The sequence below is a fragment of the Nitrospira sp. Kam-Ns4a genome (assembly GCF_965152595.1).
Genome location: NZ_OZ224218.1, coordinates 3788787 through 3812323, shown reverse-complemented (window position 1 = coordinate 3812323; position 23537 = coordinate 3788787). Strand labels below are relative to the sequence as shown.

General features: G+C 66.2%; 12 protein-coding genes and 1 pseudogene. 3 read left to right on the top strand and 10 right to left on the bottom strand.

What is annotated here, in order from left to right; genetic code table 11:
- Positions 1-8: 8 nt before the first annotated feature.
- From ACWHYQ_RS18910 to ACWHYQ_RS18870, 9 genes are all read right to left on the bottom strand, one after another.
- Entirely contained in the window at positions 9-2756 is a 2748-nt protein-coding gene (locus ACWHYQ_RS18910) for a c-type cytochrome (RefSeq protein ID WP_447973643.1), read from the bottom strand.
- A 34-nt stretch (positions 2757-2790) separates the two neighbouring features.
- On the bottom strand, positions 2791-4611 hold the full coding sequence (locus ACWHYQ_RS18905) for a lipoxygenase family protein (RefSeq protein WP_447973642.1): 1821 nt from the start codon (positions 4609-4611) through the stop codon (positions 2791-2793).
- A complete protein-coding gene (locus tag ACWHYQ_RS18900) occupies positions 4611-6614 on the bottom strand; it encodes a peroxidase family protein (RefSeq protein ID WP_447973641.1) in 2004 nt (667 codons plus the stop codon). Before ACWHYQ_RS18900 ends, ACWHYQ_RS18905 begins: the two co-directional genes overlap by 1 nt.
- A 7-nt stretch (positions 6615-6621) precedes the next feature.
- Positions 6622-8376: a patatin-like phospholipase family protein gene (locus ACWHYQ_RS18895; protein ID WP_447973640.1), complete on the bottom strand. Its 1755-nt coding sequence runs from the start codon at positions 8374-8376 to the stop codon at positions 6622-6624.
- A gap of 313 nt (positions 8377-8689) precedes the next feature.
- The gene (locus ACWHYQ_RS18890) at positions 8690-9217 is read right to left on the bottom strand and encodes a hypothetical protein (RefSeq protein ID WP_447973639.1); all 528 of its coding nucleotides are present in this window, start codon (positions 9215-9217) and stop codon (positions 8690-8692) included.
- Between the two features lie 92 nt (positions 9218-9309).
- A complete protein-coding gene (locus ACWHYQ_RS18885; protein WP_447973638.1) occupies positions 9310-10716 on the bottom strand; it encodes a radical SAM protein in 1407 nt (468 codons plus the stop codon).
- Positions 10717-10731: 15 nt separating this feature from the next.
- Positions 10732-12810, bottom strand: coding sequence for a universal stress protein (locus tag ACWHYQ_RS18880; RefSeq protein ID WP_447973637.1), 2079 nt, complete (start codon positions 12808-12810; stop codon positions 10732-10734).
- 193 nt (positions 12811-13003) lie between these two features.
- Positions 13004-14611: a B12-binding domain-containing radical SAM protein gene (locus tag ACWHYQ_RS18875; RefSeq protein ID WP_447973636.1), complete on the bottom strand. Its 1608-nt coding sequence runs from the start codon at positions 14609-14611 to the stop codon at positions 13004-13006.
- Positions 14612-14803: 192 nt separating this feature from the next.
- Entirely contained in the window at positions 14804-15586 is a 783-nt protein-coding gene (locus tag ACWHYQ_RS18870) for a class I SAM-dependent methyltransferase (protein WP_447973635.1), read from the bottom strand.
- Positions 15587-15822: 236 nt separating this feature from the next.
- Here ACWHYQ_RS18870 and ACWHYQ_RS18865 point away from each other — a divergent pair, with 236 nt between their 5' ends.
- Both ACWHYQ_RS18865 and uvrA read left to right on the top strand, forming a co-directional pair.
- Positions 15823-17142: a GAF domain-containing sensor histidine kinase gene (locus tag ACWHYQ_RS18865; protein WP_447973634.1), complete on the top strand. Its 1320-nt coding sequence runs from the start codon at positions 15823-15825 to the stop codon at positions 17140-17142.
- An 86-nt stretch (positions 17143-17228) separates the two neighbouring features.
- Positions 17229-19747, top strand: a pseudogene (uvrA, locus tag ACWHYQ_RS18860) (excinuclease ABC subunit UvrA).
- A 339-nt stretch (positions 19748-20086) separates the two neighbouring features.
- On the opposite strand, the gene ACWHYQ_RS18855 reads toward uvrA, so the two are convergent.
- A complete protein-coding gene (locus ACWHYQ_RS18855; protein ID WP_447973633.1) occupies positions 20087-20935 on the bottom strand; it encodes a hypothetical protein in 849 nt (282 codons plus the stop codon).
- A gap of 157 nt (positions 20936-21092) precedes the next feature.
- On the opposite strand from ACWHYQ_RS18855, the gene ACWHYQ_RS18850 reads away from it, so the two are divergent.
- A complete protein-coding gene (locus tag ACWHYQ_RS18850) occupies positions 21093-23537 on the top strand; it encodes an ATP-binding protein (protein WP_447973632.1) in 2445 nt (814 codons plus the stop codon).

Here is a 23537-nt window from a genome sequence, read left to right as displayed (position 1 = left end):
CACTTGCCCTACAGCGTTTTCAGAAATTCGATGAGCAGGTCCTTCTCGTCCGGTTTCAGGTCGGTCCCGTACAGGTGGCCGCGGTTGCTGTTGCCCGGCTCCGTGGTATCGAAGAGAAAATATTGTTCCCCGTTCGAGCCGCGACAGTCGGGCGTCTCGGTCGTCGTGACAAAGCCCACGTTGTGCCAGTCGTACACGTCGATGCCCCGGCAGAACCGCACCGGCCTCTCTGCTTGTGTGTTCAACAGATCCCGCAGGGTCGGCACCGAACCGTTGTGCAGGTAGGGCGCGCGCAGCCAGATGCCGTCCAGCAACATGTTGACGTAGCCCTTCTGGGCCTTGAAGTCCGTGAGCGCCCACCTGTCGGTCTTGACCCTGTTCAAGGCTTCGGCCAGTTCAGCCGTGAACGTCAGCAACCGGGCCGGATCGGTGTCGAGTTGGATGCCGTCGGACTTGGGACCACCGAGACGAGTCCCTCCCCCATCCAGGGGCTCCACGCGGCCGGTGCGTTCTCCGCCCGCGGCATGGCAGGCTGCGCACCAATGTTGAAAGATCTCTCGTCCCCGTTCCCTCCGTTGCACGAGTTCCCCTCGATAGGCCTCCTGAACCTGGGCCGCAGGCACGAAATCGTCGAACCGGGGCGCGGGACGTCCCTCGATCCACTTGTTGATTCGGTCCAGCCGGTCGGTATCCAGGACCTCGATCTGCGGGCCGTTGACCACGAGCCCGGCGATAATATTCCGCTGCGCCAAGACATGGATGTTGCCGTCCCAATGGAGTTGCATCCCTTCACGCGCTTTCTGGTTCCAGATCGAGGTATGGTCAATGATCCCGCCGGGATATTCGACGGGAAGGGGGGGATTGACCAGGGTTCGCTTGCCGGGATTCCACGCATCTACACGCCCGGGGCCGAACCGCGGGATCCGATCCGGGTTGTGCGGGTCAATGAAGTAGAACTCTTCCTTGAGCCGCCGCGCGTAGAGACCTGTGAGGGGGATCAAGCCCAGGCGGTAGGTAAAGCGCGTGACGGAGTTCTTGATCTCCTGGCAGACGCCCCTGATGCCGATGTCGCCGACCGTTATGCCGAACTTCAGTTCGGGATGTTTCTCCAAAATCCGGCCCATGACCTGACCGGCCGTGGCAAGGGAGAAGCCCTCCCGTTCCGCCGCCCCGAATAGAAACTGGAAGAACAGCTCGATATCCGTCGTGTTGGCCGGCATCCCCAGGACGATCCGAGGCCGGCTCAGCCCGTCCTCCCGGATCGTCGAGACGTGGCAGAAGGCGCAATTGATGCCGACGAAGTCCATGCCGAACACCCTCCGCTTCGAAAAGCCGATCGGCCGGTCTATCGCGACATCTCTGTTTTCCCCCTTGAGCCGGGCCGTCTTGTGCTTCTCGCGCACGAGCCCGAACGCTTCATAGGTCAGGCCTTTGCACCGATCTTCGTCGCGCGTCGTCTTTCGACAGCCCGCGATCGCGTCGGGGGAAGCCGGGATCCCGTATCTCGGCCGGTACTTGCGCTTCTCGGCTTCGGGAATCTGGGCAGGCAGCCGGCTGCGAATGACCGTTTCCGGCTCGAACCCCGGCATCTGCGGAAGGATCTCCCACACGTAATAGGGGATACCGCGCGCCATGAAATGGTCCGACCCGATCGAACCGTATTTGAACTGGTCCTCGATATCGGCGAAGTCCTCCGGTTGGCCGTAGAGAATGCTCGAGAAGAACAGGCCGCTGCCCAGGAACACGATCATCACGGCCGAGACCCACCCGAGCGGCTGCAGGGGCAGCCGCCGGACCCAGGCGATGGCGCTCCAGACCAGCCCCAGGAGGAGAATGAAGAGCACGTAGTCAGCGACCGCCGCGAGCGCGGCCGGCACATCCACATCCGGCTGCCTATTCATGGCCTTGGCTCGCATCAGCTCCACTTCCGTCCAGCCCAGGCCCCCCACGAAGAGCACCAGCAACAGCCCGCTCGCCCAGCCGAGAAGCGGTAAGCGCGCGCCGATGGCCCAGAGGAGCCCGAGCGATCCCACCCCAATCACGATGGCCATGATCACATAGTCGCCGGGCTCGTACGCCATCCAGAGCGGACCGTGGAAGACGCGGGCCAGAAACAGCCCGGCGGCCAGGAACGTGGTCAGCAACACACTGGTCCAGAGCACCCCTCGAGGCCAATAGGCCCAGAGCAGGGCCGCCGCGGCCACCGCCGCGGCGAACGCCGCGAGCTTATAGGCGTCGTGCCGCACGAGCGCAAGGGTTAGGACCGCGAGGAGTGCCACGCAGAACCACGCCAGTCCCCGTGGCAGGCCGTCGCGCTGAGCGAAGGTCAGCCCAAAGAGCGCCAGCAAGACCAAGGCGTAAAACAGACAGTCCTGCCCGGTGATCAACAGGAAGGCCACGCCGCCCGCGAGGACCGCCAGCGCGACCAGACGCCGCACCGTCCAGTCGCCGACGACGGCCAGGACGAACCCGATCAGGCTGAGCGCCAGGAACACGGACAGCGCAACGTTGTGCCGCTCGAAGAACAGGAGCAGGTTGAGGGCTGCCCGCGTGACGTTGTTCCAAGCGTAGGCCATGGCGATCAGGAGGAGGACCGCGATCATGAGCCACCAGCGCCACTGCGGGACGCGCCGCCGCAGTCGATCGCACCAGCTCTCGGCCTCCGCCGCCTGGACGGGAGCGACGGGTTCCGTGGGACGCGCGAGGGCCCCGACCAGGCTGGCGACCAGGATGAGAAACCAGAGGAACTCGCACATGGGCTGACTTCTCCGGGGGAGCGGCTCGTGTTTGTCAGTCGTTGATGTTGACTTCCAACATGCTGGGATAGACCCGCCAGACATGCCAAGGCTGCCTCGCCCGCCACTCCTGCTCGATCCGTTCGAGGTCCTGCTGAAACTCCCGCCACACCCCTTGGGCGGCGGACTGCTGTCCGCACTGCGGCGGGGCCAGATCCGACCAGTCTTCTTCCAGGTCTCTCCACAGGAGCGGGGTCCGTGGCACGTTCAGGTTGAAGTTGGCGTTGACCAGCCGCTGGTACACGTCCAAGGGCAGGCGCCGGCCGTCCAGATACAGGCGCGGCGGCTGCTTGTGGGCCCAGAGCTGGTAGTTCCAGAGGAACGAGCCTTCGAGCTCATGACGCACCGTCACCAGGTACATGAAGCTGGCGAGCAGGCGCGCAAGGCCGGTCAGGGTCACGTTCCCTCTGGTGACCGGGAGGCCGTTGGGAATTCCGGTATTGGGCGCATTCAGCGCGTCCAGCCACTGCAGCACCGGTTCGTCATTCTGGAGGACGGCGTCGTTCCCGTTGAAGTAGAGACGCAGGTACCGTTCCGCCTGCCGGTGGAAGGCCTCCCATAGGGTCTTCAGGTCGTCCTGGGTGGGTGTGTCGAAGCCGGCCTCGACGATCCCCCGTCGCTGCGCGTCGGCCTCGGGATCATTGACGACGAAATCGAATTGCGGATACGTCTCCGAGAACAGGTCGCACATCCCTTGGTAGGTGAAGCTGAAGATGCTCTCGAAGTCCCCGCCTTCGACCATCTGGGCGAGGGTGACGATGTAGTTGCTGAGTTGCGTGTGGTAGATGTACGGCCAGAGTAGGCGGCCCAGGACATGGTCGGGGCACAGGTGATTCCGCGTGGCGATGGCGAGATGCGCCCCGCTGGCCAAATGGATCCCGTTGAAGTGGCTGACGAGCGACAGGTGGTTGGTCGCAGCGCAGAGCGCCAGCTTCTTGGCGAATTCCCACGTGAGGTCACCCGGTTTTGAGATGCCGCTGCCCGGGTGGGGCGTTTGGAGCGCGCAGCTCTGGATCCCGATCGGCCGCACCGTCCTGGTCCGAACATCCCGGGCGAACAGAACTCGGCATCCGAGGTTGTAGACATCGGCGCGATACTCGTAATCTTTCAGACTCCAGAAGTCCCAGACATAGACATCGTCCAGCCAGCGCCCCTCTACGTGATTCCTTCCCGGCGGGATCGCGACGCCGGCTGCCAGCCAGTGCCCGTCGAGCTCCGGGGTCTGCCCCCATGGGTACTGCGTGAGGTACCTGTGGTACGGCCCCTTGACCGCCAGTGCGCCGAGGTCGAGACTTCCCTGAAACTCCAGGGGCATCACAGGAGGCTCGAACAGAGCGGCATGTCTGTTCGGATAGGCCTGCCGCAGCGCCTCGGAGGGATCGGGAGCGATCTCCTCCAATCCCGGCTGCATCGGCGAGAGCCACCGGTACATCAGGAGCTGGAACCGGGTCACCGCCCGCATCGCGACCTTATGGGGAAACTCCCTGAAGAAGTTCCGGCCGCGCATTTCATCCCAGGGAATGCGGTCGGCGACCGTGATGTTCCGGATGGGGATGCCGGGGAACTGGGCGGCGAAGTCCACGAGCCCAATCGGCCGCCGCGAGCCGCTGGGGACGGGGAAGCGCTGGGGCCTGCTGCCCCGGAACTTCAGCCGAGCCAGGTTGTTCCAGAAGCTCCTGCGCAAGGCCCATTGCCAGCGGGCGCTGAGGCGTTGTGGCAGGGGCAGGAGGTTCAGCAACCAACGGAGAAGGGCAAAGATGGGCCCCTGGAATAGGACGAGGATGGCCAATCCTAGCGGTGTCTGACGCCGTCGCATTAGGTCACTGTCCTCTCATGCACACTCCGCCACGGGCGGAACGGATTGGCCAGGCCCTTGACCGCCGGGGCGAGGGCCGGATAGTGGCGCAGCAACACGCTCTCGAACCCGTTCTCGCTGATCCAGTCGAGCCCGGCTTTCGTGTAAATCTCGGGCCGGTAATCCGTCGTAAAGAACCGGTCGCTTTTCAGCCGCCGGGAGGCCATGAGGATGAAGATGCGGAAGGCCGTGTCGCTGAACCCAAAGCCTTCGGGGAACTCCTCCGCGAACAGCCCGACCATCGTGTCCACCTCGTCAATCTTGTTGTCGTACAGATCGGCGATCTCTCTCGCCCACCGGGCGTTCAGATGATCGAATGACCTCATCCGGGGCATGCGCAGCAGCTCGCGGAACCGGTTGTAGCGGGGCACGCCGCGCTCGCGATCCCGGAGGATGTCAATCGTCGCCACGTCGAGGAGGCGATCCGGCTGCTCCGGTGCGCGATAATTCCGGAGAAAGTGCGGATAATTGTGCAGGGTAATCGCCCCCGGATGCGCCAGCCCGAACGAATAGACGACGTTCTCCATCCCGATCGCATCGATGGCCCGGCGCGTGTTGAGGCCTTGAATGTGGTCGAAGGTGCTGACGACTACGGTCTGCGGCTGGTTCGTGCCGTGCGGGACATAGTTCATCCGCGGCGAGAATTCTGAAACTGTAAGCGAATGGAAGCGGAACTCGTCCGGGATCAAGGGGTGCAGACGATAGACGGAGACGAACTCTTCCGTGAACGCGAAGGGCACCCCGTGGTGGTCGAGCAGGGAGCCAGGGATGCCGCTCAGCTCCTCGGAATCGCTGAGGCGCCCGAGCTTCTTGCGAAACTGCTCCCCGAGCACGCCCCACCAGTTGGCCTCCATCCCGATCTTCAGGACCGGCATCCCGAGGATCGCGGGCGTCCATTCGACCGTGTGGATCTTGGCCATGAGCGCGGCATTGATCAGCCGGGCGGTCTGGAACAGGCGCTCGTCGTCCCACGCCCAGGCGGGATGCTTCGCTTTCAACATGTCGCAGATGGCATTGTGCTCCCGCGCGAAGAGGGTGTGCAGCACGCTCAGCCCGGCCCACCAGCCGCCGGGGAAACCGGTCAGATCGAGCCCTGCAAGCCCGGCGAGCCGCGGGTCTGGTACTTGGGCGAGGTCGAGGAGGCGGTTGTCCGGGGTGAGCCTGAGCTTCCCGTCCACGTGGGATCGGAGGACGTGCTGCCAGTCCCGATCGCTCCCGTAGATCTGCGAGCCGTCCCACCAGAACGACCCCTCGGCGAGAAAGCTCGGCGGTCCGGCTGGACATCCCCGCGGCAGGGATTGAGGATCGGGACGCGTGTGATCCGGGAGCGTGCGGTCAATCGCCATGGTGTCGCGGGACGTCCGTTGCGGCCAGGGGTCTGCGGCGTCCAGCGGGACGTGGATGCGATGCTGAGGGCGAAGATCGGTCATGTGCCGGGCCCAATCGTGCACCTCGAACTGAATCCAAGCGGCCGCCAGCAGGTTGAGCGTGGTGGCCGGCTGGAATGTGTCCCGGAGCATCAGCTCTTCGCTGACTTGCCGTGGGGTCGGCCGCTCGTGTTCGAATCCGGGTCGCGGGCAGGACTCGGCGAAGGGGAAATTGCGCGCGTAGCGCGCCCCGGTCCGTCCCATGGTCGGGTTCTGGAGGTCGTTATAGCCGCCGTCGGCCGTCCGGTACCGGAGAAAGTCCGGGTGGAAGGGCTCCACCGGCCGGAACGGATTGACCAGTGGGATGCCGACGGGGTTGAGCGGAGGGGTGTAACCGGGCGGCTCCGGTTGAACGGGCAGCCGCGCCGTGTCGTAGAGGTTGCGCTCCCGGAGATCCGCCCGGAGCGCCGGCAGGTTCCACAGCCGCAGGCTGAGCCGGGGAAACGGCCAGGCCGGCAACTTGTGCCAGGGGATGAAGCGATTGATCGCGCGAAAGAACGCCGCGAGCCAGCCGATCACGCCTCGTCGCGTTCGCATAGTCCCCTCAGGAGCTGTCACGTCTCATGCGCTGAACGTCTCGACGAAGCCGGTCCACCGTCCCCCGGCGAATGAACAAGCGATCGAAGACGAGGAGGTCGAGGAAGACGAAGAGAGACCCGACCGCCGGCACGAGCGCTCGAAGCACCACGCGGGTCACCCATTCCCCCGGGCCACGCAGGAACAGGAGGATCTCCCATTGGGGAGCCACGATCCCGATCACATAGAGGATCATCACCAGGAGAATGCTTCCAACCCGCACGGGGGTGCACAGGAACTGGAGGATCACCGGGCCCAGGCCGATCCAGAGGCCATAGAGGGCGGCCAGGGCGACCAGCACGGATGCGTTCCTGACCGCCGGACTGAGCCGGAACACTTTGAACCAGTTGTGTTGCGCGACCTCAAGCTGCCGGAGATATTCGGAAGTCGGGTTCCGCATCCATTCCCTGATCTTTAGAAACTGCCAGTCTCCCGCATGGCGGGGGGCTGTCAGCGCGGCGATGTCAGGTGTTCGGTTGGCGATCTCAAATCCGGCCATGCTGTAGCCGTCCATCATCAGCGAATAGGCTTCGACCTCGGTGAACGAATCCAGATCGGTGCGGATCCGGGAGAGGCGGTCCTGCACCGCCTCGCAGACCCCGAAGTCCCTGGATGAAAACCCTGGAGCTCGTTCACGCTTGGGAGGTTCGAGCGGCGCCTTGCCCGTCGGCGCGATCCAGGAAACAGCTTCGGCCTCCAGTCCTTTGCGGAGGTGCAGGAAGGCCAGGCGTGATTGATTGGGATCGGCATCGTAGAGGCGATACAGTTCTTCCTCCCGGACGCGGTCCATCAGGATGTCATTGCTCCGGATGTACGTGGGGATCATGGAGGTGGGAGGATGGCGTTGGTCCTTCAGCCGGCCCGAGGCGTCGCTGATGATCAGGTGCGTACACCCCTCGTCGCGAAGCCCCTGAATGCCTTGGTTGTCGTGCACGCCTCCGTCCACCAACTGCACGCGGAGATCCGGATAGAGGTTGCTGATCGCGAGCGGAGGAAAGAGGCCGGGCACGCAGGCGGAGGCGGCCACCGCCAGGCCCAACTCGAAGCGGTCATGCCCGGTATGGTGAATCTGCTCGTACCCCGGTCGGCGCAGCCGGAGATTCTTGTCCACCTCGTTCGCAACGGCGCCCTCATGCAACGGCTCGCCCATCTGGACAGCCTCGAACCTCCAGTTGTGCCCCGTGTTCAAAGTCGTGGCATTGATCAAGAGAATGGGGACCTTGGCGCGGCGCGCGGCATTGTGCTTGCGCGGCGAAAACTCGGCCCTGTCCCCGTGCGGCCGAATCTTCAATTCCTGCATCTGGACGGGCTCCGCCCGTCCCGGGGCGAAAGCCGGCCGATAGAAGTGCGCGTCGTAGAGCTCGCCGATGCGGTCGCTCCGGGAGTAGTTCGGGAACGCCATCCTGAGATTCTTGAGGGGATTCAGAAACGTCCGCATCCGGATGTTCTTTTGGACGGCCTTGAGAAAGTCGGCTTCGATTCGTTGGACGATCGCGACGTAGTCCCCGTCGGCGACGGCGCCGTCGTCTGTCTGTTCCAGCAGTTGCTTGACGTGAAGATAGTAGAGCGCGCCGACGATTGCGCCGCCGGAGACCGTCGAGATGACCTCGACATGGCGGAGCAATCCGAGTTCGGCCAGCCGTGCCAGGACCCCGATATGGAAGAAGGCCGCGCGAAATCCTCCGCCGGACAGCGCCAGTCCCACCTTCCTCGCCTGGTTCATGCCTGCGCCCCCTGACCGCGATTCTGGGGAGAACCGCGTGGCCGTCGCCTCACGTCGGGCCGGCCTGATTCTGGCGATGCCGTGGAAGCGCGATCGTGCGTTATCCGCCTTTCCGGTCGAACCGCCTATGAAACTCGAGAGCGAAAGAGAGAGGAAGAAGAGGCGCCGCGAATGAAGTCAGAGCAGCCATGGCCGTCTCATGAGGCTCGCCCCGGGAGATATCTAGCGTGGTCCTGCCTAATACTTTCGGGGGGAATTTGTCAATAGGCTTGTTGGAGGAAGAGGTGGTGTGCAGGAGGTGGCGGCGGCGCGCTTACTGGTGCAGGTGCTTGAGGGCAGCGGCGCAGAGGATGATAAGGATGCCCATCCAGAGGGCGGCGCGCTGGAAGGGGATGGGCTCGTAGAGCTGTTCCTCCCGCTCCTCGGGCGTCTCGTCGCCGGTCGCCTCGGTCCGGAAGATCACCGTGTAGAGGTAGATCGTGGCCACCCCGAGGACGAGCGCCAGCTTGATGAAGAGGATCGTGAGGTACTTGGCATTGTTGGAGATCCCCAGGCCGGTCTGCGCGAGCATGAGCTGGCTGACGTAGTGCAGGTTGAGGCCGCCGGTGAACAGGATCACGACCAGCAGGATCCCCACCAGCCGCTTGAAGGACCTGTAGAAGGTGTCGCTGATCGGTTTGACGAACTCCCGCGGCACCGCCGACCGGAGCCCCGGCGTGACGGCCATGACGAAGAAGGCCAGGCCCCCGATCCAGACGACGGCCGAGAGGAGATGCAGCCAATGGTTAATGATCGGCAGGAGCTGGCCGATGTCGGTGAGAAGGTCCTGCAGGCCGCTCATGCTGCAGTCCGTGATGGGTGAAGGGTGCAGGGTGATGAGCAGGATACGAGCGGCAGCCGCGTCTTCAGGTCAGACCCATCACGCATCATGCATCACTCATCACGCGAGAATTTAAAGACGGGGGCGTCGGTCCCGAACCGCCGGCGCCGGAGCTCTTCCATCAGCTCGACCGTGATGACCGGGATGCCGTGCTCCCGCGCGTGGCGCTCGACGCCCTTTTTGACCATGGCGCGCAGGAAATAGGGAATCCGGGCCAACCGGGCCTGTGCCGCCTCGTCCCACACCCCGTCGTAGTCTTCCGCCGTGTTGAAGGCGACCCGCACCTTCTCGCCGCCCTTCGGCGTGTAGAGGCACCACTGGTCCTCGTCCAGCCAGTCGCCGTGGTCCACGTAGGGCCGTGCGCGACACCCGCCGCAGATCTCGCTGTATTCGCAGTCGCCGCACTTGCCTTTGAGGTGGGGGTAACGGAAGGAATCGAAGATGTCCGAGCGCTCCCACAGTTCGGCGAAGCTCTGCTGGCGGATGTTCCCGGCCGAGAGCGGCATGTACGGGCAGGGGGTCACCTCGCCGTTCGGCGTGACGCGCGCATAGTTCGTCCCCGCGAGGCACCCTCCGCCCATGTACCCGGTGGCCTTCGTGATCGGGGAGTTGGGATCCCGCTCGTAGGCCAGCCGCTTGAAGTGGGGCGCGCAGCGGGCGCGCACGAGCATGTCCTTGTACTTGTCCTGGCAGGCGACGAGATAGCCCAGCACCTCCTCGTACTGGGCCGGCGTGATGTCCGTCAGCTCCTCCCCTCGGCCGGTGCAGACCATGAAGAAGACGTTCAGGACCTTGGCGCCCATCTCGTGGGCCCAGTCCACCACGGCAGGCAGCTCCTGGTAGTTCATGGGCTGGGCGCTGAAATGCACCTGGAACTGGAGCCCGTTCCGCTTGCAGGCCTCGATGCCGGCCACCGCGCCCGCCCAGGCGCCCGCCAGGCCCCGGAAGCGGTCGTGCTTGCTCGGGTCCAGCGAGTCAATGCTGATCCCCACGCCCATCACTCCGATCTCGACCAGCGTCCGGGCCATCCGGTCGTTGATCAGCATGCCGTTGGTGCCGAACACGACCATGAAGCCGAGCTGCACCGCGTAGCGCGCGATGTCCAGGATATCGGGCCGGACGAGCGGCTCCCCGCCCGTGATCACGAGCAGACAGCCGCGATTGACCTCCGCGATCTGGTCAATCAGCCGGAGGCATTCCGCCGTGGTCAGCTCGTCGGCCCCGCCGCCAGCCTTCGTCGTCGCGTCCAGGTAGCAGTGGGCGCACTTGAGGTTGCAGCGCTTGGTGAGGTTGAGCGCGACCAGGAAGGGCTTGAAGTCGTCCACGGTCCGGCCGTCGCCGGGGGCCGTGGCCGCCGGCGACGCGGTGACGAATCGCTTGATCTGCTGCTCGAGCTGCCCGAACTGCCCGAACTTGCCGGCGAGCTGCTCGAAGTTGAAAACCGGGAGTGATTTGCCCATCGTTCCGCGTGGGAATCAGGAGGCCCCGGCCCCGGTCAGGCGGGCGATAATATCCTTCAGGTTGCCGGTCTTCATCGCCTCTTCCATTGTGTGCTTGGCCTGCTCGATGCCCTCGTTGGCGACCTCGATGGTGATCGTGGTGGTGCCGAGCTTGTCCGCGTGCTTCTGGATGAGGGCCCGCGTGCAGTCCCGCATGAAGCCTTCCGGCACCCGTTCGAGCCGCTGCTGGGCCTCGGGCGTCCAGGTGTAGGGGGAGGGCTGGGGCGCCGGCCCGGCCCCGCCGCCCTGGGCCGTCGGGGCGGTGACCGCGGCGAGCTTGGCCTGCGCTTCCAGGGAGACCCCTGCGCCCTTGTTGGCGAAGATCGGGGTGTAGTCCTCGGCCGCGGCCTCCTTGATCATCGGCGCGGCGAACTCCAACGTGATCGTGGTCATGCCGAGCTTGCGCGCGCTCTTTTCGATCTTGGCCTTCGCCCGGCGCCGCTGGAAGCCGGCCGGCACCGCCCGGATCGCCTCCTTGGCGTCCTTGGTCCACTGCATGGGAATGTCGTCGTAGGCCACGTCGGTCTCGATCCCGCCCTCGGCCTTGGCCGCCGCTTCGAAGATACTCTTGTCCACCTGCCGGAACCGCGAGCCCTCGGCGCCGCAGACCGGGCACTTGACCGGCGTGTCGCCCTTCCCGATGTAGCCGCAGCCCTCGCAGACGTAGTAGGTCTGGCTCATGCGGTCCAGGTAGGCCTGGTTGGTGGCGCTCAGGGTCGGCTGCTTCTCCTCGACGATCCCAGCCACCATCGCGCTGAGGGTGTTGCCCATGAGGTCCTTGGCGACCGCGTCGTCCGCCTGCATCTTGTTCCGGTCAATCCCGGCGGCGTCCAGGCTGCTCCCCAGCGCTTTCATGGCCTCCATCGCGCCCTTGGGCAGGATGTGGCCGACCGCCGCGTCTACGACCGAGTTGCTGATGATCGTGTGGCCCTTCTCGATCGCATACCGGTGGATCGCCGTCTTGGCCACCCCGCGGGCGAACACGGGGATGCGCTCCATGCGGGCGAGCGCCTCCTCGGTCCAGGCGATCGTGTATTCGGCCTGCGTATCAATCGGCGGCACGTACTTCCGGTTGGAGATCAGGATGTGGCAGGGGGCGCTCCGGAGCAGGTTCTCGGTGTTGCTCCCGATGTCCATGTCGTCGTCGCTGTGGACACCGATGCGCCCGACGATCAGGAGCCAGGGCTTCTCCTTGCGGACGTACTGGATGATCTTCTCGAAGGCTTTGCCGTCCAGCAAGGTGGTTTTGATGTCCGTCTTCTCGGCCTGGGCGATCTCTCGGGAGATGTCCAGGTGGGACTGGTAGATCTTGGCCAATCCGCTGTCAATGACTTCCTCGTGCAGCTTCTCCTGCTCCTTGAACCGGAAGACCTTGCCAGCCTCCTCGTTCAGGACGCCCGAGATGCTGTGGAACGCCGCATAGTGGAAGTAGGGGTCGAAGGCCGAGATCGCCTCAACCGGCTTGTTCAGCGCCTTCCCCAGCGCCAGCCCTGTCAGGAGCCCCCCGAAGGCATAGGGGGAGCCGTCCACGGCGACGACGATGTTGCCGCCGTTCATGGGCTGCGTGTGCTTGATGACCAGCATATCCGACGTGCGGACCCGGCGGACGACCCGCTCGGTGTTGCTGCCGATCACGCTGTCCTTGACCGCGCCCACGCCGAGGGCGCCCATGATGACCAGGTCGTACTGGCTGGTCGTGATGTCCTCGACCAGCACCTTCCAGTTGCGGCCTTCCAGGGACTTGCGCTCCAGCGGCAGGTTGGCTTCCGAGCACTTCTTCTCGACGTAGTCCAGGTAGGAGTCGGTGATGATCTGCAGCCCACGCGTGATCAGGGAGTCGTGGATCTGGCGCTGCCGTTCCAACTCTTTCTCGTCGTGGTATTCCTCGGGGAGCCCGGCTTCCATCTGCTTGAAGCGTTTGTCGTGCATCTTGGCCGCGTAGACGTGGCTGCCCACGATCTTGGCCCCGAACGTCTTGGCCAGCTTGACCCCGAGCTCAACGGCCATATTGGAATGGTCCGAGTTGTCGACGGGGATATAGATCGTCTTGTACATCAGACGCCTCCTTCAGGACCGTCGCCCGCCCCGAGGACTCCGAAAAACCGTAAGGAAATCGAAACGATTTGCGAATGTCCCGGGCTAAAAAGACCACGCATGATAGCACCCGCTCGCCGGCGAATGCAAGCAAGTTATCGCCCGGGGAGCGGTGCTGGTTCCGCTCATTTTGCCGCGGAATGCGGGCTCGGTGTCAAGACCTGGTGGGGGCCTGCACACCCTTCCGGGACCGGAGGATCTGCTCGAGGGTCAGGAGGGCCTCCCGCCCGGAATTACCCTCGATTCCCCGAATGAGATTGTCGTCGGCATAGTGAGAGGAGTGGGCCTGCGGGCGGGGCTGCTGACCGAGGGAGCCAGACCAGGGGCGCGGGTCCTGGCTGCCGTGCTTCTTGTGCCAGGCGGCCAGGCAGGCCTTGGCGATCAGCCTGTTCAGCGGGGCGGGATTATAGAGCAGCTTCCGGATGCTGGTCGGGGTCAGCATCAGCGGGTTGTAGCCGGCGGAGAGGTAGCCCTCCTCGAGCAGGCGCTGCTCTAAGTCGGTGTTCGGTTGGATGCCGAGGAAAAACATGAGGGGAAAGACCCGGCCCTCGCCCAGGATCGAGGCGACGACCTTGTAGGACTCGATGCTCTGGAGCAGGGTTTCCTCCGTCTCCTTGGGAGAGTTCAACGAGTAGTTCAGGATGACCTTGCCGCGGAACCCGGCCTCGGCCAGGTAGCGGCAACCGTCATAGAGCCGCTCCAGCTTGAACCCCATGTGCAGGTTGTTCAGAATCTCCTGCGACCCCGAGGTGATCGCGACTTCCAGGTCCCCGACGCCGGAGCGAACCATGAGCCGGGCCAGCTCGGGTGTGATCAGCGAGGTCCGGATGTAGCCCGACCACTCGATCTCGAGCCCTTCCGTGATGATCCGCTCCAGGATCTCCGTGCACTGAGGATAGGCTTCCTTGCCGGTGATGAACTGGGCGTCCGTGAACCAAAACCGCCGGGCTCCCCACTGGTGGTAGTGCTGGGCGATATCGCGGACGACCATCTCGGGCGGCCGGTACCGGACGCGCTTGCCCTCGATGTAGGGATAGAGGCAGAAGGCGCAGTCGTAGGGGCAGCCTCGCTTGCTTTGGACGCCGATGCTCTCGCCGACGTATGCGCGGTATTGGGGAAAGATTTCGGTCAGGTACGGGAGGTCCACGGTCAGCGTGTCCAGGGAAGCCGGGGATTGCTGTTGACCCTTGGAGACCCGGCCTCCCTCACGGACGATGTACCGTTCCCCGTCGAGCGGCCGGCCTTCCACGACCTTGAGGAGCGCGTCCTCGCCCTCGCCGAGGATGCCGATCGTGCCCTCCGGCAGCTTCTCGATGAGCTGGTCGGCGAAGGCGGTGAACGCGCCGCCCCCGATCATGATTTGGGCCTTTGGCAACTCCTTCCGGATCAGCCAGGGGTACGAGAGGTTAGCCCGGATGTCCCGGTAGTACCGATAGAGGTGGGCGAGCCCCTGGAACGAGGCCGCGATCCGCTTCAGCGGGTTGCTCGCGTAATAAAAGTTGAAGGCGTGCTCGAGCGACGCATCGCCCTCGTGCGGGGAGAAGATCTGGATGTCCCGCCAGGAGAAGCAGACGAGGTCCGGTGCGAAGGCAGCGGCCGCCTGCCGCAGGGCGCGCGGCCGCGCCTCCTGCGGATAGAGGGACAGGTCCAGGATCCGCTGCCGCACCTCCGGATGCCGGCGGTGGATGAAGTCGGCCAGGTAGGTGACCCCGATCGGGTACACCTTCTTGCAGGGGAGGAACACGTAGAGAATCGACTTCATATGTGTAGCTGGGAGCAAGCAGCTAGTGTGGCCTCCCTGAAGTCCGTTCGTGGTGAGCCTGTTGAACCATGAACGGAAGCCCCTGCCACCGCTCGCCCTTCGACAAGCTCAGGGCGAGCGGTTTAGGACGAGAATTTCTGGGACGCACACTAGCAGCGAACGGCTCTTGGGGCCGAAGCTATTCGCTGTTTGTTATTTGACTGCCACGTGGATCGCCACAATCCCGCCGCTCAGGTTGACGTAGCGCACCTCGCGGAACCCGGCCTCCATGAGGAGCTGGCACAGGCGGTCCTGGTCCGGGAACGTCCGGATGGAGGCGGGGAGGTACTCGTACACGCCGGTCCGGTCCCGGGCAACGAGCGTGCCGATCCAGGGCAGCAGCCGGAACGAATACCAGTCGTAGAGCCGCCGGAGCCACCCCCGCACGGGCTGCGAAAACTCCAGGCAGACGAACCGCCCGCCCGGCTTGAGCACCCGCCGGATCTCCCGGAAGGCCTCAGGCACGTCGCCCACGTTCCGGATGCAGAAGCCCGCGGTGACGGCGTCTACGCTCTCGGCGCGGAAGCCCAGGCAGTCCGCGTTGGCGCGAAGGCAGGTGATCTGCCCGCTGAGCCCCCGCCGGACGATCTTCCGCCGTCCCTCGCGGAGCATCGCGGCGTTCAGATCCAGCGCGACGACGCGCCCGCCGGGCCCCAGGCGCCGGCCCAGCAGGATCGCCAAGTCCCCTGTCCCCGCGCCGATGTCGAGCGCGCAGCCCCGCTCAGTCGCCGGCACCAGCGTGGCGGCCCGGCGCTTCCAGCGGTGATGGAGCCCGAAGCTGAGCAGGGAGTTGTTCAGGTCGTACCAGCGCGCAATCGCCGTGAACATCCCCTGGACAGCTTGTTCGCGGGCCTTCCCGGACCACTCGGAGACGGCCTGCGGGGCCATGACCGGCGTCGGCGGCTTGTGCGGGGCTTGCTGATCGAGATGAAGCAAGGGGTGAGCCCTCGCAAGTCCCTAGCATCGTGCCCGCGGCTTTGTCAAGCGGCGCGGCGGTGAATCGGCCTGCCCGGGCCGTGTTCCAAAGCCTTGTGCGACTATTCAGGGGCGCTCCAGCTTGCTATACTACATCCTCCTTTTACGCATAGCTCTCGGCGCGCCTCGCATGGGTCTGTGATCCGCGTTTGCCAGACCCGCCCACGCGCCCGGGCCGCTGAGGACGGACGGATGTCGTGAGCCAACCGAACCAGCCCAAGCCCTCGCCGGGCCCCGACCGCCGCCAGCAGCCACGCCGGCGCCAGGACGAGCGGCTCCTCCAGCGCGATCGGGCCCTGGACGCCGCCCGCCGTATCTGCGACGCCATTTCCCGCCAGAACCACAGCGACAAGCTGATCGAACAGGCGCTCGTCGTCGCGCTCGAGGTGGTAGATGCGGAGGCGGGCTCCATCCTGCTCGCGGATCCCAAGGCCCGGACCCTCGTCTTCCGGCACGTCGTCGGCGAGAAGGCGCAGCTCATCCGCGGCCTGGCCATCCCGTGGAACAAGGGGCTCGCCGGGGCCGTCTTCATGTCCGGGGAAGCGGAGGTCGTCGCCGATGCCAAGCGGGACCACCGTCACTACCCCGATATTGACGAACTCACCGGGTTCCGGACCCGCGACATGATCGTGCTGCCCCTCAAGCAATGGGGTCGGCCGCCGATCGGGGTCCTCGAGGTCATGAACAAGCGGCGGGGGCAGCTCGACGAGGCCGACGTGGATATCCTCACGATCGTCTCGGCGCTGGCGACGACGGCGATCGAACAGGCTCGCCTGTTCGAGGAGGCGAAGGTGGCTGAGCTGGTCCACCGGCTCGCCGACATCGGGCACGACGTGAGCAATCTGCTGCTGCCCGTCTCCATCAGCGGCACGATCCTGCAGACCGAGATCGAATGGCTGTGCGGGAACCTGCGCAAGACCGACGCGGAGCGTGCGCGCGGCAGTTACAAGCTCTGCACGGAGGCGCTCGAGACCCAGCGGGACGCGGTGCGGCGGATCCGGGACCGCCTGAAGGAGGTGACGGATTGCGTGAAGGGCTTGAGCAGCCCGCCGCAGTTCGCGCCCTGCCGGCTGGCGGACGTGGTAGGCAGCGTCGTGCGGACCCTGGGCCTGCTCGCCAAGCAGCAGGGGGTTGACCTGCGGCTGGAGGGGCTGGACGGCTTACCAGAGCTCCTCGCCGACGAGCAGCGGCTGTACAACGCCTTCTACAACGTGGTCAACAACGCCGTTCCCGAAGTGCCGCCGGGCGGCTCGGTCACGATCCGGGGACACCTCGAAGCGCCGGGCGGTCCGATCTGCATCTCGGTCATTGACACGGGCCGGGGCATGCCGCCCGAGATCCGCGACAGCCTCTTCTCCGGCCAGGCGATCAGCCGAAAGGTCGGCGGCACCGGCCTTGGCACCAAGATCGTCAAGGACGCAGTGGACGCCCATGGCGGGCAGATCGCCGTGGAGAGCGCCGAGGGCCGGGGCACCGCCTTCCACATCCGCCTGCCGCTCCGCCCGCCGGGGGCGTAGCTCGGCGCGCCGCGCTGCCGGGCCGGCGATCGGATCGCCATCCCCGTGCTATAATCCCGCCTTCCGAGGGAACGCCTCTCCGCTGTATGGCCGGCTCGATCGTCATCAAGGGCGCGCGCGAGCACAACCTGAAGAATCTCGACGTCGAGATTCCGCGGGACCGGCTCGTCGTGATCACCGGCCTGAGCGGGTCCGGCAAGTCCTCGCTCGCCTTCGACACGATCTACGCCGAAGGGCAGCGTCGCTACGTCGAGTCGCTCTCCGCCTACGCCCGGCAGTTCCTCGAGCAGATGGGTAAGCCGGACGTGGACTCGATCGAGGGCCTCTCGCCTGCGATCTCCATCGAGCAGAAGAGCACCAGCCACAATCCCCGCTCCACCGTCGGCACCGTCACCGAGATTTACGACTACCTGCGGCTGCTCTACGCGCGGATCGGCCGGCCCTTCTGCTTCAACTGCGGGGAGGAGATCGCCGCCCAGACCGTCCAGCAGATGGTGGATACGATCCGGACCCTGCCCGAGGGCACCCGGTTCCAGATCCTGGCCCCGATCGTCCGCGGGCGGAAGGGCGAATACAAGAAGGAGCTGCTCGACATGCGGCGGGCCGGGTACATCCGCGCCCGGATTGACGGCCGGCTCGTGGACCTCGGCGAGGAGATCGCGCTCGACAAGCAGAAGAAGCACACGATCGAGGTGGTCGTGGACCGGCTCGTTATGAAGCCCGGCGAGGCGCTGGCGCGGCGGCTCGCCGAGTCGGTCGAGGCCTCGCTCAAGCTCGCGGATGGGCTGGTCGGCGTGCTCACCGACGACGGCAAGACGGTCCTCTACAGCGAGAAGCTCGCCTGCATCCGCTGCGGGGTCAGTTATCCCGAGATCACCCCCCGGGTCTTCTCCTTCAATAGCCCCCATGGCGCCTGCCCCGCCTGCGACGGGATCGGCTACGCGGTCGCCTCCGGCTGCCCGGTCGGAGACCTGGAGGAGGACTTCACGCTGCTGGACCTCTGCCCCGTCTGCAAGGGGGCGCGGCTCAAGCCGGAGAGCCTGTCGGTCAAGATCGCGCGCCGCTCGATCGCCGAGGTGACCCAGCTCTCGGTCCGGGCCGCCGCGGACTTCTTCGACGCGCTCGATCTGACCGAGCGGGAACGCCTCATCGCGCACCGGATCCTCAAGGAGATCCGGGAGCGGCTGGGGTTCCTGATCAACGTAGGGCTCGATTACCTGACGCTGGACCGGCCGGCCGCCACGCTCTCGGGGGGCGAGGGCCAGCGTATCCGCCTGGCCACTCAGATCGGCTCGGGATTGGTCGGCGTGCTGTACATCCTGGACGAACCCTCGATCGGGCTGCACCAGCGGGACAACCGGCGATTGCTGCAGACGCTCCTGCGGTTGCGGGACATGGGGAACACCGTCGTCGTCGTCGAGCACGACGCGGAGACCATGCTGGCGGCGGACCACATCCTGGACCTGGGACCCGGTGCGGGCGCGCATGGCGGGCAGGTCATCGCGCAGGGGCCGCCGGCCGCGATCATGGCGCACCCGGCGTCGCTCACGGGCAAGTACCTGCGCGGCGAGCTGATCGTCGCGCTGCCCAAGCGGGAGCGGAAGCCCACGCGCTTCCTGAGCGTCGTCGGGGCGCGGAAGCACAACCTCAAGCACATCACGGTCCGCATCCCGCTGGGCCTGTTCACCTGCGTGACCGGCGTCTCCGGCTCCGGGAAGAGCACGCTGGTGCTGGAAGTGCTCTTCCATTCGCTCTCGCAGCTTCTCTATCAGAAGAAACCCAAGATTGACGGCTGCAAAGAGATCGTCGGGGTGGAGGCGCTGGACAAGGTCATTGACATTGACCAGTCGCCGATCGGCCGGACGCCTCGCTCCAACCCCGCCACCTATACCGGCCTGTTCACCTTCATCCGGGACCTATTCGCGACGCTCCCCGAGTCGCGGGTGCGGGGCTACAAACCCGGCCGGTACAGCTTCAACGTGAAGGGGGGGCGCTGCGAGGCCTGCGAGGGCGACGGCCTGATCAAGATCGAGATGCACTTTCTCCCGGACGTCTACGTGACCTGCGAGGTCTGCAAGGGCCAGCGGTACAACCGCGAGACCCTGGACATCACGTATAAGGGGAAGAGCATCGCCGACGTCCTGGACATGACGGTGGACGAGGCGCTGGAGTTCTTCCAGCATATCCCCCACATCAAGCACAAGCTCCAGACGCTGCACGACGTGGGGTTGCACTACATCAAGCTCGGCCAGTCGGCGACGACGCTCTCGGGCGGGGAGGCGCAGCGGGTCAAGCTCTCGCGCGAGCTGTCCAAGCGCGCGACCGGGCGGACGCTCTACATCCTGGACGAGCCGACCACCGGGCTGCACTTCGCGGACATCCAGCGGCTCCTGGACGTGCTGGACCGGCTGGTGGAGGCGGGGAACACGGTGCTGGTGATCGAGCACAACCTGGACGTGATCAAGAACGCGGACTGGATCATTGACCTGGGGCCCGAGGGCGGGGACCGGGGCGGGGAGATCGTGGCCGAGGGGACGCCGCGGAGGTGGCGCGGGTGGCGCGGTCGTACACGGGGCAGGTGCTGCGGGAGGCGGGGCTGGGGTAGGTCGGCGCGGCTGACGAGCGGTGCTTGGGCTCGCTGGCGCCATCATGCGTTGTACACGTCCAGCCGCGCGTTAATTGGCAAGGTGAAACGGTGTCGCTTCTGTCTCACCCTCCATGACGCGTGGTGTCGCCAGCCATCCCTTCCAGCCCCGATCAGGGATAGGAGAACGAGGGGCGGCTGGCGGCGGGCAGGCCTTCTCGCGAGCCCCGCAGATGCTCGTGCACGATCAGGACAGAAGGGCGCGTGACGGCCCGCCGCTGCCTCCGGTCGTGCAGGGCGCCCTGCCTGCTTCTCGCGGTTGGGAGCCAGGTGAGAATCAAAGAGGAGACAGGCTAGTGCTCACAGCCGCGTCAGCCAGAAGTCGTAGAGCCGCAGCAGGTCGAACGTGAGGCGGGCGCCGAAGGTCGGCCCGTAGTCCTTCGTGAACGCCAGCTCGACCTCCCAGTGCGAGGGATCCCCGTCGCGGCGGTCGTAGTCGCCGACGCCGATCGAAACCTGGCCCAGCCACGACTGGGTGCGACGACCGGATAGGCGCTCCCGCCGTAGAGGCGCCCGTAGCGCCCCATGGCCGAGATGCGCAGGTAGCGCGAGAGCTTCTCCAGCCACCGCGGGGCTTCGCCGCCGAAGACCTCGGCGGCGTCGGCGAGCGACGCCCGCCGCACGCCGAACCGCCCGTACACCTCGTGGTAGAGCGAGCCGGTGTCCGCCCCCACGCCGGCGAACCCCCTCTTCGCGCGTCCCGAGCAGCGACGTCCAGCGGGTCACGGAGCCCCCGACCATGAAGTCGGTCGCGGTGCGCTTGGCGCCCACTGGCACCGGGGTCAGGTTCCGGAGCTTGTGCACGACGTCGTTCTGCAGGAAGCGCGTGAACCCGTCCTGGGTCGGCCCCACGCCGGCCGTGAGGTTGGTGTTCCATCCCGGGAGCCGGCGGAGCCGCTCGGTCCAGCTCGCCGAGATGAAGTTGAAACCCGAGGTCTCGGCGATGTCGTTGTAGCGTTTGCCGGCGCCGTCGAATTCCGTGAAGCGGTTCACCGTGAGGCCGGCGGTCAGGGTGCGCTCGTGCTCGGGATAGGCGATCGCGCCCCAGGGCACGCTCGGCGCGGGGGATTCGGCGCGGGCGACACCGGGTCCGCTGGCGACCAGCCCCAGAGCCAGGACCACGAGGGCGTATCTCGCCGGGCACCGCATCCGCACATCCTAGCAATCCCCCTCACGGCGTGCCAGCACTCTGAAGCCAGGGGAGCCCGCCGAGGCCTTGCTTGCAGTCCATCGGGGCCCTGCCTAGAATGCCACGGGTGGCCGCCGGAAGGTGGGGGAGCGGCAGCCGTCACAGGAGCGCGAGACGATGCAGGAGTTCGAAAAGCTCGGGGTCTTCTACTTGGGCCGCCCGTACGACCTGGCGAAGAAGAGACGCAAGCCGGGCTGGCTCCTCTACGATTCGAAGGACTTGGTGACCCACGCGGTCTGCGTCGGGATGACCGGGAGCGGCAAGACCGGGCTCTGCCTCGGCTTGCTCGAAGAGGCGGCGATTGACGGGATCCCCGCCCTCGTCATTGATCCGAAAGGCGACCTCGGGAACCTCCTGCTGACCTTCCCGGACCTGCGCGGCGAGGACTTCGCGCCGTGGATCAACGAGGAGGATGCGCGCCGCAAGGGTCTCTCGCCGGAGGAGTACGCCCGGCAGCAGGCCGATCTGTGGAGGAAGGGCCTCGCCGAGTGGGGCCAAGACGGCGCGCGCATCGCCCGCCTGCGGGCGGCCGCCGACTTCGCGATCTATACCCCGGGGAGCCAGGCTGGCCTCCCGGTCTCGATCCTCAAGGCGTTCGCGCCGCCGCCCCCGGCAATCCTCGCGCAGCCCGATCTGCTGCGCGAGCAGGTCGGCACCACGGTCACGAGCCTCCTCGGGCTCGTCGGCCTGTCCGCCGATCCAATCAAGAGTCCGCCCCATATCCTGCTCTCGAAAATTCTCGAGGCGGCCTGGAAGGCGGGGGAGAGCTTGGACCTCGTGTCGCTGATCCAGCGGATCCAGGCGCCGCCGTTCACCTGCGTCGGAGCCCTGGACCTTGACGCCTACTATCCGGCGAAGGAGCGGTTCGAGCTAGCGGTGCGGCTCAACAACCTGATCGCCGCGCCGGGGTTCGAGGCCTGGCTGGAGGGAGAGCCGCTGGACATTGATGCGCTGCTCCATACGCCGGCAGGCAAGCCGCGGCTCGCGATCTTCTCGATCGCCCACCTGAGCGACGCGGAGCGCATGTTCTTCGTCTCGCTGCTGCTGAACGAGACGGTCGGCTGGATGCGTCGGCAGTCCGGCACGACGAGCCTGCGCGCGATCGTCTACATGGACGAGATCGTCGGCTACTTCCCACCCGTGGCCAATCCGCCCACGAAGGGGCCGCTCCTCACGCTGCTCAAGCAGGCCCGCGCCTTCGGCGTCGGGGTGGTGCTCGCGACGCAGAATCCGGTGGACCTCGACTACAAGGGCCTGGCCAACGCCGGCACCTGGTTCATCGGGCGCCTCCAGACGGAGCGGGACAAGGCGCGGGTGCTCGACGGGCTGGAAGGGGCGGCCGCGGGGACGGGTCAGCCCTTCGACCGCCGACGGATGGAGCAGCTCCTGGCCGGATTGGGGAACCGGGTCTTCCTGCTGAACAACGTCCACGAGGCCGCGCCGGAGGTGTTCGAGACCCGCTGGACGCTGTCGTATCTCCGGGGCCCGCTGACGCGGACGCAGATCCAGGCGCTGATGGAGACGCGTAAGGCGTCAGGCCTGCGGCGTGAGGCGTCAGCAGCGCGCCGCGAAGCAGCACCGCTCACCCCTCACGCCTCGTCCCTGACGAGCACGCGGCCTGTGCTGCCGCCCGAGGTCCCGCAGCACTTCCTGCCCATCCGGAGCGTGCCGCCGGCGGGGGCGCGGCTCGTCTACCGGCCGATGGTCCTGGGGGTGGCGCAGGTGCGGTTCCTCGACGCCAAGGCCAAAGTGGACGTGACCCGGGAGGTGGTGCGCCTGGCCGCCGTGGGCGAGGGCCCCGTCGCGGTCGCCTGGGAGCACGCGGTCGCGGTTTCCCTCGCGCTCTCCGATCTTGACCGGCAGCCGCAGGAGCCAGCGACTTATGCCGCGGTGCCAGCCGCGGCCGCCAAGCCGAAGAGCTACGAGGCCTGGGGGAAAGACTTCGCGAGCTGGCTCTATCGGACGCAGAAGCTGGCGCTGCTCCGGAGCCCCACCCTGGGGCTGCTCTCCATGCCCGAGGAGTCGGAGCGGGACTTTCGCATCCGGCTCCAGCAGCTCGCCCACGAGCGGCGCGATCAGCAGATGGAGAAGCTGCGGCAGAAGTACGCCCCGAAGCGGGCGACGTTGGAGGAGCGGCTCCGGCGCGCGCGGCAGCAGAAGGAGCGCGAAGCGGAGCAGGCCAGGGAGCAGTACGTGCAGACGGCGCTCTCGGTCGGCGCGACGTTGCTGGGGGCGTTGCTGGGACGGAAAGCGCTCAGCACCTCCACGGTGGGCCGGGCGACGACGGCCGCGCGCGGCGTCGGCCGCTCGATCCGGCAGGCCAAGGACGTCGCGCGCGCCGAGGAGAACGAGGAGGCGATCCTCAAGCAGCTTGCCGAGCTGGACGCGCAGTTCCAGGCCGAAGCGGAGGCGCTCGCCACGACGAGCGACCCAGTCGCCGAGGTCTTCGAGGCCGTGCCGATCCGGCCGACCAAGGCCAACATCGCGGTGCGGCTCACCGCGCTCGCCTGGACGCCGGTCTGGCAGGGCTCCGACGGGAGCCTTGCGCCGGGCTACGAGTGA

Excerpts from the sequence above, each read along its gene's own strand:
- ACWHYQ_RS18895 (WP_447973640.1), bottom strand. The coding sequence starts at position 8,376 with ATGAACCAGGCGAGGAAGGTGGGACTGGCGCTGTCCGGCGGAGGATTT.
- ACWHYQ_RS18890 (WP_447973639.1), bottom strand. The coding sequence starts at position 9,217 with ATGAGCGGCCTGCAGGACCTTCTCACCGACATCGGCCAGCTCCTGCCG.
- ACWHYQ_RS18905 (WP_447973642.1), bottom strand. The coding sequence starts at position 4,611 with ATGCGACGGCGTCAGACACCGCTAGGATTGGCCATCCTCGTCCTATTC.
- ACWHYQ_RS18855 (WP_447973633.1), bottom strand. The coding sequence starts at position 20,935 with ATGCGGTGCCCGGCGAGATACGCCCTCGTGGTCCTGGCTCTGGGGCTG.
- ACWHYQ_RS18875 (WP_447973636.1), bottom strand. The coding sequence starts at position 14,611 with ATGAAGTCGATTCTCTACGTGTTCCTCCCCTGCAAGAAGGTGTACCCG.
- ACWHYQ_RS18885 (WP_447973638.1), bottom strand. The coding sequence starts at position 10,716 with ATGGGCAAATCACTCCCGGTTTTCAACTTCGAGCAGCTCGCCGGCAAG.
- ACWHYQ_RS18910 (WP_447973643.1), bottom strand. The coding sequence starts at position 2,756 with ATGTGCGAGTTCCTCTGGTTTCTCATCCTGGTCGCCAGCCTGGTCGGG.
- ACWHYQ_RS18850 (WP_447973632.1), top strand. The coding sequence starts at position 21,093 with ATGCAGGAGTTCGAAAAGCTCGGGGTCTTCTACTTGGGCCGCCCGTAC.
- ACWHYQ_RS18900 (WP_447973641.1), bottom strand. The coding sequence starts at position 6,614 with ATGCGAACGCGACGAGGCGTGATCGGCTGGCTCGCGGCGTTCTTTCGC.
- ACWHYQ_RS18880 (WP_447973637.1), bottom strand. The coding sequence starts at position 12,810 with ATGTACAAGACGATCTATATCCCCGTCGACAACTCGGACCATTCCAAT.